Source organism: Flavobacterium araucananum (assembly GCF_002222055.1).
Lineage (GTDB): Bacteria > Bacteroidota > Bacteroidia > Flavobacteriales > Flavobacteriaceae > Flavobacterium > Flavobacterium araucananum.
Genome location: NZ_MUGS01000062.1, coordinates 159,506 through 171,223, shown reverse-complemented (window position 1 = coordinate 171,223; position 11,718 = coordinate 159,506). Strand labels below are relative to the sequence as shown.

The window sequence follows — 11,718 nt, the reverse complement described above, 5'->3', positions numbered from 1 at the left end:
ATTAATCAATTTTAAAAGTAATATTTAACTTACTTTTTTAAGTTTTAACATATCCCATTCTTTTTTTTTGTGATTTTTGTAACAGTTTTTTTTAACCTAAAAGTGTAGGTTTTTCTGATATTTACATCATTTTTCCAATTCTTTAATTCTCCAATTTCTAAAAAAATAAGAATTTTATTCTTGTTTTACATTTTTGTTTTTTATAACTTTAGTATAGAAAAGTTAAACAAAGTAGTTTTTTGTACTTTTTAAAGTAACATAATTAAACAGTAATTTTTGATTGCTATTTTTAATCGAAACAGATTAGACTTATTATGTCACTTACCGGAATTTGAAATTGGAGCTTTTAATAATAACTTAATTAGTTTGCGTATGGAATTGACAATTACTTTCTTTATCAAGTTTGCATTAGGTGTTAATATTATTTTAGCCTTATTTTTTATCGGTTTACCAATAATCAAATTTATTATCAACTTTGATTTTCGTGCTGGTGCAAATTTTTCAAATCAATTTTCCGGTTATGCCAATTTTTTATTTTCAAAGTCTCCCAATGCCGACTTTGTAGATGAGAAGTATTGTTGTGTTTAAATTTTTCTAAATGCAATAATGCTTCTAAATTATAATAAAGGATTCAATTTTTAGATTGAGTTTCTAAAACATAAAAAAGTATAGATGGCCTAATCAACTTTCTATAAACATTGAATCAACTATATATTTATAGAATCCCCCCGATTCTAGATCAACTATAATTTTCTTTTAGAAAATTAATACTATAACAAATCACTCCTTCCGGAAGATTGATATTGATCAATATTCCTCAAAAAAATTGAATTACTTTTTATTTTTAAAATAATAAGTACTCATAAGTATGCATTATTATACAGATTACAATATGATTTTTTTACTGAAGTGGAGTTTACATTCTTAGTATTCTAGTAATTTAAATTTCATTTTAACTAGCTGATTATTAACGTTTTTTAAAATTGCCTAAGCATGTATGCTTATCGCAACAGGTATTTTATTGTCCATTTTCTAATCTTCCAAATTATGAAAAAAAATTTTACTTTTTATGATCTCATCGTAAAGACGAGATTGTTAGGTTTATTGTTTTTATTGCTTCTGTGCAATAAAAACTTTGCACAAACCTTTTGTAGACCCGCTTCCCATACTTCTGGTATTGGTGGAGTGTGCCTTGGTACTACAGAGATTATTAATCCAACTTTTGCTTACGATTCGAGTTTAAGTACTTATGCGACATTAACAAATGCGCTTGGTGTACTTTGTTTCGCGCAGGAAACGGTAACATTTGGTCAGACAGCAAAAGCTGGTGATCAGATTGTTATTTATTATGGCTCGAATTCGGCTTTATTAGATGTTGGTTTATTATCTAATGCAAGTATTCAGGCAAAAAATTCAGTCGCAGGAACTAGTGGTCCTGTCCTGGCACTAAATAATCCTTTGCTAAACATTCAGGTTTTGCCGGGGAATACAGTGGCGGTTATAAAGTATACGCTTACCGCAGATGCTAACCAACTTACAATACAAGTAGGAGGACTGGTTAGTTTATTATCTAATTTAAGAGTGTATGATGTACGTTTGCAATTTGCAAAACCTACTGTTGCCAATGGCGAAACACAATCTGTATGTACAGGTCAGTCAGTAGCCCTTTCTGCGACAGCAGCACCGGGAACAACAATAGCCTGGTATGATTCAGCGACATCTGCCACAGCTCTTTCTAATGTTAGTACTTATACTACACCAGCATTGACAGCAACAACTACTTATTATATAAGTACTTCAAGAATTGGAGGGTGCGAGAGTGATCAGCGATTACCGGTAACAATAAATGTTATAGAGCCTGTATTGCCTACTATTAGCACTACCGGAACATCAATTTGTTCCAGCGGAGCAACTCAGGCTACCACATTATCTGTTATAAATCCGGTATTGGGTACCACTTATTCCTGGTACAATGTTGCAACAGGAGGGGTTGCTTTAAGTACAGGCAATACCTATAGTCCAACTGTACCAACAGGTGTCACTACTTTTTATGTAGAGGCTTCGATTGGCGCTTGTAAAACACCAACACGAACTGCCGTTAATGTTACATCTACTCCAGTTCCCGGACTTGCAACGGTATTAACACAAAGTGTATCGATATTGTCAGGTCAAAATGCAACTTTAACCGCGTCAACAAGTGAGGCAGGTGTTGCTTTAGATTGGTATGATGCGGCTACAGGAGGAACTAAATTATTAGGAGATTCAAATACATTTACAACTCCAATTTTAACAGCAACCAAAACTTATTATGTAGAGTCACGCAATAGTGCGGGAGGATGTGTTAGTACAACCAGAGTTCCGGTAACGGTAACGGTTTTGCCTGCTGCATTGGGTGGATGTCTGGAAGCTAATAGTCAACAAACTACTCAAAACGGACTTTGTTTACTTTGTTCTTCTACAACACCAAATAATTCTGTTGATGGCAATAGTGCTACAGCAGCCAGAATATCGCTACCGGTAGGTTTGTTAAACGGATGGATTCAACAAACCTTACAGTTTAATAATCCCGGTAAAGCAGGGGATATCGTAGATGTACAACTTGCATTGCCGGGAGGAATTGCTGATTTGTCCTTATTGGGAGCTGTGAGCTTAGCAACTTATAATGGTGCAACTTATAATGGTGACAGGGTATTTATCAATAATCCTCTGGTTACTTTACAAGTATTATCCGGTAATCAGTTTAAAGCAAGTATCGTTGCGGGTGCAAATTTTGATCGTGTCGAAATTAGATTAGGCGGTGTGGTAACTGCGCTAACTAATTTAGATATTTATCAGGCAACGTACAGATACAAAGCGCCAACAATTTCAGGAAATACAACTATTTGTAGTGGGCAAACTGCTGCTTTGGTTTCCAGTGCAGCTTTGGGAGAAACGATCAAATGGTACAGTGCCTTAACGGGAGGAACTTTATTAAGTAGTACAGCTGCTTATACAACTTTGCCTTTGACTGCCAATACAACTTATTATGTAGAGGTTACCCGCAATGGTTGTGTCAATAGCGAAAGATTCCCTGTACTTGTTACCGTAAATAATCCTATAGCGCCAACAGTTGCTGCAAGTCCAACAAATTTATGTAGCGGATCAGTAACAACAATAACCGTTAATTCGCCTGTTGCAGGAACAACCTACCAATGGTATGATGCAGCTACAGGCGGGACTTTATTATTTACAGGTACATCGTATGCAACACCCAATTTAACGGCTACTACAACCTATTATGTCGAAGCAGGAATTGGAACGTGTCTAAGCGCGACCCGTACACCGGTTACTGTTACTGTAAGTCCACGACCTGCGGCACCTGTTCCTGTATCTTCAAATGTAGTGATCCAGTCTGGTCAGACGGTAACATTAGCAGTTACAGCTACCGCAGGATTTTCATACGCCTGGTATGATGTTCCTACAGGTGGTACTTTTTTAGTAAATAACAGCAGTACCTATACTCCAAGTCCGGCTTTAACAGCAAATAAAACATTTTATGTTGAAGCTACTGATTTATCTTCAGATTGTACCAGTAGTACAAGAGCTGTAATTACTGTTATGGTGATTAATACAGTTAATAGCTGTTTGCAGCCAAATGCGCAGGTAACTTCAAAAGATCCTATATTATGTGGTTTGTGTAATGCTACTAATCCAAATGATTCTGTAGACGGAAACATAAATACAGCTGCCACACTTTTTACTCCTGTTGCAGCAGCTGGTGCCTATATACAACAACAATTAACTTTTCCTACACCAGGTCAGGCAGGAGATATTATCGATGTTGAATTAGAATTGCCGGCAGGACTTGCAGATGTTTCATTATTAGGGGGCGGAATAAGTTTGGCAACCTATAATGGAGCAACCTATAATAACGACAGATTTTTGCTTACTAATAATTTATTGAGCTTGCAGTTATTATCAGGAAATAAATTTAAAGCGAGTTTTATTGCGACAGCGGCATTCGATAAACTTGAAATTCGTATTGGAGGCGGAGTAGCTACTTTATTGACTACTTTGAATATTTATGAAGCTTCGTACAGATTTCCAAATGCAACAATAACCGGAGCAACAGCACCAGTTTGTGCAGGAGGAACTACTACGCTAACAGCATCTTCTACAGGTACAGAAACTTTTACCTGGTACGATGCTCCAACTGGAGGGAATTTAGTAACAGTTAATCCTACGGGTCCGTTAAGTGCTACAACCACTTATTATCTTGAAGCTACTCGTGCAGGTACTTGTATTAATAGTGTTCGCCAACCGGTTACGATTACAGTATTGCCTATACCAACAGCGGCAGATATTGCAATTACAAGCCCGGTTACCGCTACTTGTGCGGGAGGTATTGTATTGACTCCAACATCTGCCTTAGCGGGAGCAACTTTTAAATATTATACAGATCAAAATAAAACACAGGAAATTACAACAGGAACTCTTGCAGGAGTAACTTACGTAAAAGATCCTGCAACGGGAGCACTTACTATTAGTGGTCTTATTGCTGCAAATGCGCCATACAATTATTATGTATCTGTACTTAACGGCGGTACTTGCGAAAATATTAATGGGACATTAAAACAAGTTGTTGTCAATTATCCGGCAGCTTCAGTTTTGGCAGTGACAACTCCGTTTGCGGGCTGTGCAAAAGTAAACCTGAAAGATGCCATTACAAATTTTGATACCTCAGGAAATACAACTTATACTTTCTTTGATGCATCAAATAATCCAATTACAGATCAGGTTGCGGCAAATATTGTTGCAAGTGGTACGTATTATATTCAGGCTCAAACAACAGGAGTTGCTTGTCCGTCAGTTAAACTACCGGTAGCGGTAACAATAAACCCGTTGCCAACATTAACAGGGGTGACAAGTTCGATCGCTGTAAATGTAGGATCTTCGGTTGCCTTAACTGCAACATCAAACGGAACAATTACCTGGTATAATCCTCAAGGAAATGTTTTGGCATCAAATAGCACAGGACCTCTTAATACTGTTGGTGTTTTTACTTACACAGTTATTGCGAGTAACGGAAATTGTACTACCAGCCAAACGGTAACGATTAGTGTGATTGATCCTGCGGCTTGTGATTCTTTATTAGAAAGGGTTTATGCTAATTCTCAATTATCAGGATCAATTATTACAGGATCAGTTACAAACGGACCTTTGGCTGTAGATAATGACCCTGGTACTTTCTCGACAATAACTACAGGTTTAGGACTTTTAGGTATTGGTACTACATGGCAAAATTTGCAATGGCCTACAACTATCCCTAAAGGAACTCCTATAACAGTAAAATTAGGTTTAGAAAATAGTCTAATTGCAGTAGGACAAAGTATCTCGGTGATTGGTACAAAACGTGACGGATCTAACAATCCAATCGATATTGGAACTTTACAATCTGTATCAGGTTCTTTGTTAAATTTGTTACCGGGTCAAAATTCATTCGAATATACATTTGTTCCTTCTAATGTTTCAGGTCTTCAGGATTTTGATGGAATCAGAGTTCAGTTGGGATCTATTTTGAGTGTGGCACAAAATGTTAATGTATATGATGCTTACTATAAAAAACAAGTAACTCAAATTGCTTGTGGTCAGGGTGATATCGAAGATATTTTCTCTGGTGTAAAAGATATGGGAGTTGGGGCATTGACAGCTACGGTAGGAGTTTCTAATCCGTGGAACGTTGCCGATGGCGATATTGCTACTTATGCTACAATGTTTAGCGGGGCAGGAGTACTTGCTGCTGCAGAGCTAACCACAACTTTTAGAACACCTTCTATGGTGGGCGACAGTTTAAGAATTACAATCTCGAAACCGGGAACAATTTTAAATCTTAATTTACTTACCGGATTCACTATTCAGCTTTATTCAGGAAATATTGCTGTTGGTGCACCAATACAAAATACAAGTAGTTTATTGACTTTAAAACTACTTTCCGGAGATACAATGGCAATGACAATTGTTGCTCCACAAACACAACCTTATGATAAAGTAGTAATTACTTTTGGAGGTGTTGCGAGTGTTTTAGATCAACTTAGAGTTCATACGATTGATCGTGTAACTAATACCAAGGTTATAGGAGGTGATCTCGACAATAAACTCACAGTCTGTCCGGGAGCTGCTATTACACTCCAGGTACCGCCTAAATCTTGTGCGAATTATGCCTGGTATGATTCTCCAACCGGAGGCAATGTTCTGGCTAGTGGTCAAACGTATACACTTCCGGCTACATTGGCTGCAGGTACTTATAAATATTATATTCAACCAATTCGTTATGGTTGTCCGGCTCTTGAAAGAGGAGAAGTAACAGTGGTTGTTACTGCAACTACTCCTGCAGGTGCCATAGCAAGCGTAACAATAAACGGTGGAAACAGTACTGTAATTTGTGCCGAAGATGGCAAAGTAACTCTTGACGCAATCCTGAGTGCTACACCAGTGCTTGTAAATCCTGTATATCACTGGTATAGCTTTGATGGAACAACAAGCCAGTTAATTGCAGGGGAAACAACTCCTAAATTGGTACTTACCGGTTTACTTCCAGGTACTTATACTTATTCTGTAGGAGTTAGTTCAGATGAATTTTGTGAAACTTTGGCAGCAGACAGAAAACAGGTAACATTTACTATTTTGCCTACTTCTTTGGCAACAGATATTACAGTAAACAATGCTTCTATTTGTCATGATACAAATGCGGTGTTAACACCAACAAGCAGTCTGGTAAATCCGGTTTTCTTTTGGTATTTAGATGCCAATAAAACGCAACCTGTTACAAATGGTACAGTTGCCGGAGTAACTTATGCCGTTAGTCCTGCCGGAGTTCTAACAGTTTCTGGCTTAACAACAGCCATGAGTCCTATTTCGTATTATGTAGCTGTTAGCAGTGATAATACATGTCCTAATAAAAATGGAGAACTTAAAGTTGTAACTGTAATGGTTAACGACCCTGCAACTCCAACATCGATACTTTATACTCAGAATTTCTGTTTAGTAAATGCACCAACAGTTGCAGATCTTCAGGCAAATGAAGCCAATGTAGTTTGGTACACAGCAGCTACAGGAGGAACTGCATTAGATCCTACAACTGCATTGGTAGACGGAACTTACTATGGAGCTATAAAAGATCCAACAGGTTGTGAGAGCTCAGTTCGATCTGTTGTAACAGTAATTGTTTCAGATCCCGGAACACCAACCTTGGTAACAGCAGGAACTCAAAACTTCTGTTTGATTGATGCACCTACTTTTGCCAGCGTTCAGTTCAATCAAACCAATATCGTTTGGTATACAGCCTTAACAGGTGGTACAGCAATTTTGTCTACTACACCATTGACAAGCGGAACCTATTTTGCAGCCTTAAAAGATGCCACTACAAATTGTGAGAGCGCTACCAGATTATCCGTAACCATAAGCGTTACAGATCCTGGAACACCAACCTTGGTAACAGCAGGCACACAAAACTTCTGTTTGATCGATGCACCCACTTTTGCGAGCGTTCAGTTCAATCAGACTAATATTATTTGGTATACCGCGTTAACAGGCGGAACAGCAATCTTATCTACTACACCATTGACAAGCGGAACGTATTTTGCAGCCTTAAAAGATGCCACTACAAATTGTGAGAGCGCTACCAGATTATCCGTAACCATAAGCGTTACAGATCCGGGTACACCAACTTTGGTAACAGCCGGCACACAAAACTTCTGTTTGGCAGATGCACCAACTTTTGCAAGTGTTCAGTTTAATCAGACTAATATTGTCTGGTACACCGCTTTGACAGGCGGAACAGCAATTTTGTCTACTGCACCATTGACAAGCGGAACGTATTTTGCAGCCTTAAAAGATGCTACTACAAATTGTGAGAGTGCTACCAGATTATCCGTAACCATAAGCGTTACAGATCCCGGAACACCAACTTTGGTAACAGCAGGAACTCAAAACTTTTGTTTGGTAAATGCACCAACTTTTGCAAGCGTTCAGTTTAATCAGACTAATATCGTTTGGTATACCGCATTAACAGGCGGAACAGCAATCTTGTCTACTACACCATTGACAAGCGGAACGTATTTTGCAGCCTTAAAAGATGCCACTACAAATTGTGAGAGTGCTACCAGATTATCCGTAACCATAAGCGTTACAGATCCGGGTACACCAACATTAGTAACCGCAGGAACTCAAAACTTCTGTTTGATCGATGCACCAACTTTTGCGAGCGTTCAGTTCAATCAGACTAATATTGTTTGGTATACCGCATTAACAGGCGGAACAGCAATCTTGTCTACTACACCATTGACAAGCGGAACCTATTTTGCAGCCTTAAAAGATGCTACTACAAATTGCGAGAGTGCAACCAGATTATCCGTAACAATCAATGTATCTGATCCTGGAACGCCTACCTTAGTAACAGCAGGTACACAAAACTTTTGTATGGCAAACTTGCCAACCTTTGCAAGTGTTCAGTTTAATCAGACTAATATTGTTTGGTACACAGCTTTAACAGGCGGAATACTGATACCATCGAATACACCATTGACAAACGGAACTTTCTTTGCGGTGATAAAAGATCCGGTATCAGGATGCGAAAGCACTACCAGATTATCTGTAACGATTAATCTTATCGATCCGGGTACACCAACTTTGGTAACACCAGGCACACAAAACTTCTGTTTGGTAAATGCACCAACTTTTGCAAGTGTTCAGTTTAATCAAACCAATATCGTTTGGTACACCGCTGTAACAGGCGGAACAGTAATCCCGTCTACTACAGCATTGACAAGCGGAACATACTTTGCAGTACTAAAAGATGCGGTATCTGGATGCGAAAGTGTAGAGAGATTACAAGTAGCGATTAGCGTAACAGATCCTGGTACTCCTACAAGCACATTGCTTACTCAGGCTTTTTGTTCAGAAAATAATCCAACTGTTGCCAATATTCAGGTAGATCAGACTAATGTGTTGTGGTATAGTGCATCAAGTGGCGGAACAGCCCTTGCCCCAACAACACCTTTGGTAAGCGGAGATTATTTTGCAGCCTTAAAAGATGCAATAACAGGTTGTGAAAGTAGTATTAGATTGAAAATAACAATCACAATTGGTAACGGAGTTACTCCTACAACAAACAATGTAGCTCAAAACTTCTGTTCAACAGGTGCTCCAACATTTGCGAGTATTCAGGTAAACGAAAGTAATGTAAGTTGGTTTAACAGCCCTTCTGGCGGAACAGCAATTCCGTTAACAACTGCATTGACTTCCGGTACATATTATGGAGAAATTACAAATCCGATAACAGGATGTAAAAGTGCTACTCGTTTGCTGGTTACCATTACCATTGTAAATCCAATGCCAACACCTACGACAGATTCAGCAACTCAAAACTTCTGTTCTGTAAGCGCAGCCACGGTGGCGAACATTCAGGTAAACGAATCAAATGTTATTTGGTACAGCACGCCAACAGGCGGAACTCCAATACCGGCAACAACAGCTTTAACTACCGCTACTTATTACGGTGTTATCTCTAGTGGTTCAGGTTGCGAAAATCCGGTAAGATTGGCAGTTGTCGTTAATGTAAATACCCCGGGTATCATCACGACACCAAAACCAACACAAACATTCTGTTTATCAGCAGTTCCAACAATAGCAAGTATCCTTGTTAATGAGACTAATGTAGTTTGGTACAGTACTGCAACAGGCGGGACACCATTGGCTGTAAATACACCTCTGACTGCTACAACATACTATGCTGCAGCGCTTAGCAATGCAACAAATGGTTGCCAAAGTGCTACAAGATTAGCGATAACAGTTTCTTTTGAAAACGATGCATTAGTTCCTATTACGGCAACAGATGATACACCATGTGTTTTTCAGGGAATTACTTATTCAATTGTTAACGGAAAATCAGATTATGTTTGGTCAATTACCAATGGTACAATTACTTCTGGTGGCGGAAACGCAGATGGATCGGTAACTGTTTCATGGTCGGATATAGGACCGGGTAAAGTTACGGTTACGTATACCAATACCTGTAACGAGACCACAACTAAAACGCTAAATGTTACTGTTGCAACTTGTTCTGATCTAACGATAACCAACACAGTGAGCAATCCGACACCTAATTTTGGTGATCAGGTAACATTTACGGTAACGGTGAATAATGTTGGACAAGGAAACTTTATTAACACAATAGTTAGTGATTTACTACCAAGCGGATATAATTTGGTAAGTGCCGGTACAACAGCAGGAACGTATGATTTGCTAACATCACTTTGGACAATTCCAACCTTAAATGCGGGACAAAGTGTTGTACTTACAATTGTGGCAGAAGTATTGTCAAGCGGTAATTACCTGAATGTTGCAACTGTCGAAATTTCGACTCCGTTAGATGTTGATCCGTCAAATAACTCGGCTTCAGCTTCTGTTGAACCAATTTGTTTGACTGTTTACAATGAGTTCACTCCAAATAATGATGGAGCTAATGATCTTTTCAGAATTGATTGTATAGAATCATATCCAAATAACGAGTTGAAAGTATATAACAGATACGGTTCATTAGTATATAGTAAACAACATTATGAAAATGATTGGGACGGTACTGCCAATGTATCCGGAGTTATTAGTAGAGGAGATATGTTGCCAACAGGTACTTATTTTTATGTGATAACCATAGGAGATGGAACGGCTAGAAAAGGATGGTTATCTATCATGAGATAATCAGCCGGATTAATCATCTAATTAATTAAACTTAATAAGTATCGTTATGAAACTATATATAAAATCATTAGAAACGTATTTTATTTTAATATGTTCTTTAATTACATTTTGTGCCAGTGCACAACAAGATCCGGAGTACACCCAATACATGTACAACACAATGTCCGTAAATCCAGCTTATGCTGGATCTACGGGATCATTAGAAGCAACACTTTTGCACCGTTCTCAATGGGTTGGAATTTCCGGAGCACCGGAGACACAATCGTTTTCTGTTCATTCACCGCTTTTAAACGAGAATATTGGTCTGGGATTAAGCGTCGTAAACGACAAAATTGGTCCGTCGAACGAATTGTATCTTGACGGAAACTTCGCTTATTCAATTCCGCTTGGATATGAAAAAAGACTCGCGTTTGGTCTTAAAGCCGGTATGCGAATGCTCAACATTGACTGGACAAAAGGGAGATACTACAATAATAATGATGTTTTGCTGAATCAGAATATTGATAATCAGATGAAATTAGCCGTGGGAGCAGGGATTTACTATTACACAGACAAATGGTATTTAGGAGCCTCGATCCCAAGTTTTATCCAAAGTGATTATTATGATGATGTTCAGGAATCGATAAACTACGATCGTTTACATTATTATTTTATGGGAGGTTATGTGTTTGATCTGAATCCAAATTTAAAGTTTAAGCCGGCATTTTTAGTAAAAGCAGTAAGCGGAGCACCACTTACGGCAGATATATCGGCAAATTTTATGATTGCAGAGAAATTTGTAATTGGTGGATCCTATCGAACAGATGATTCTGTGAGTATATTGGCAGGTTTTCAAATATCCAAAAGTTTTTATGTTGGATATGCTTTTGATTATACCGTAAGTGATTTGAATAAATACAACGATGGAACACACGAAATCATCTTGCGTTATCAATTTACTAAAAACCAAAGTAAAATTAAATCTCCTCGATTCTTCTAAAT

Annotated in this window: 3 protein-coding genes; all 3 read left to right on the top strand. The window is 38.2% G+C overall.

Annotation, left to right across the window (positions count from 1 at the left end):
• Positions 1 to 276: 276 nt before the first annotated feature.
• The 3 genes from B0A64_RS22225 to B0A64_RS22215 all read left to right on the top strand — a co-directional run bounded on the left by B0A64_RS22225 (position 277) and on the right by B0A64_RS22215 (position 11,716).
• Positions 277 to 588, top strand: coding sequence for a hypothetical protein (locus B0A64_RS22225; RefSeq protein WP_089481659.1), 312 nt, complete (start codon positions 277 to 279; stop codon positions 586 to 588).
• Between the two features lie 459 nt (positions 589 to 1,047).
• On the top strand, positions 1,048 to 10,737 hold the full coding sequence (locus B0A64_RS22220) for an Ig-like domain-containing protein (RefSeq protein ID WP_089481658.1): 9,690 nt from the start codon (positions 1,048 to 1,050) through the stop codon (positions 10,735 to 10,737).
• A gap of 46 nt (positions 10,738 to 10,783) precedes the next feature.
• A complete protein-coding gene (locus B0A64_RS22215; protein WP_089481657.1) occupies positions 10,784 to 11,716 on the top strand; it encodes a PorP/SprF family type IX secretion system membrane protein in 933 nt (310 codons plus the stop codon).
• Positions 11,717 to 11,718 lie beyond the last annotated feature (2 nt).

Coding starts and splice junctions, on each gene's coding strand:
- B0A64_RS22220 (WP_089481658.1), top strand. CDS start 1,048: ATGAAAAAAAATTTTACTTTTTATGATCTCATCGTAAAGACGAGATTG.
- B0A64_RS22215 (WP_089481657.1), top strand. CDS start 10,784: ATGAAACTATATATAAAATCATTAGAAACGTATTTTATTTTAATATGT.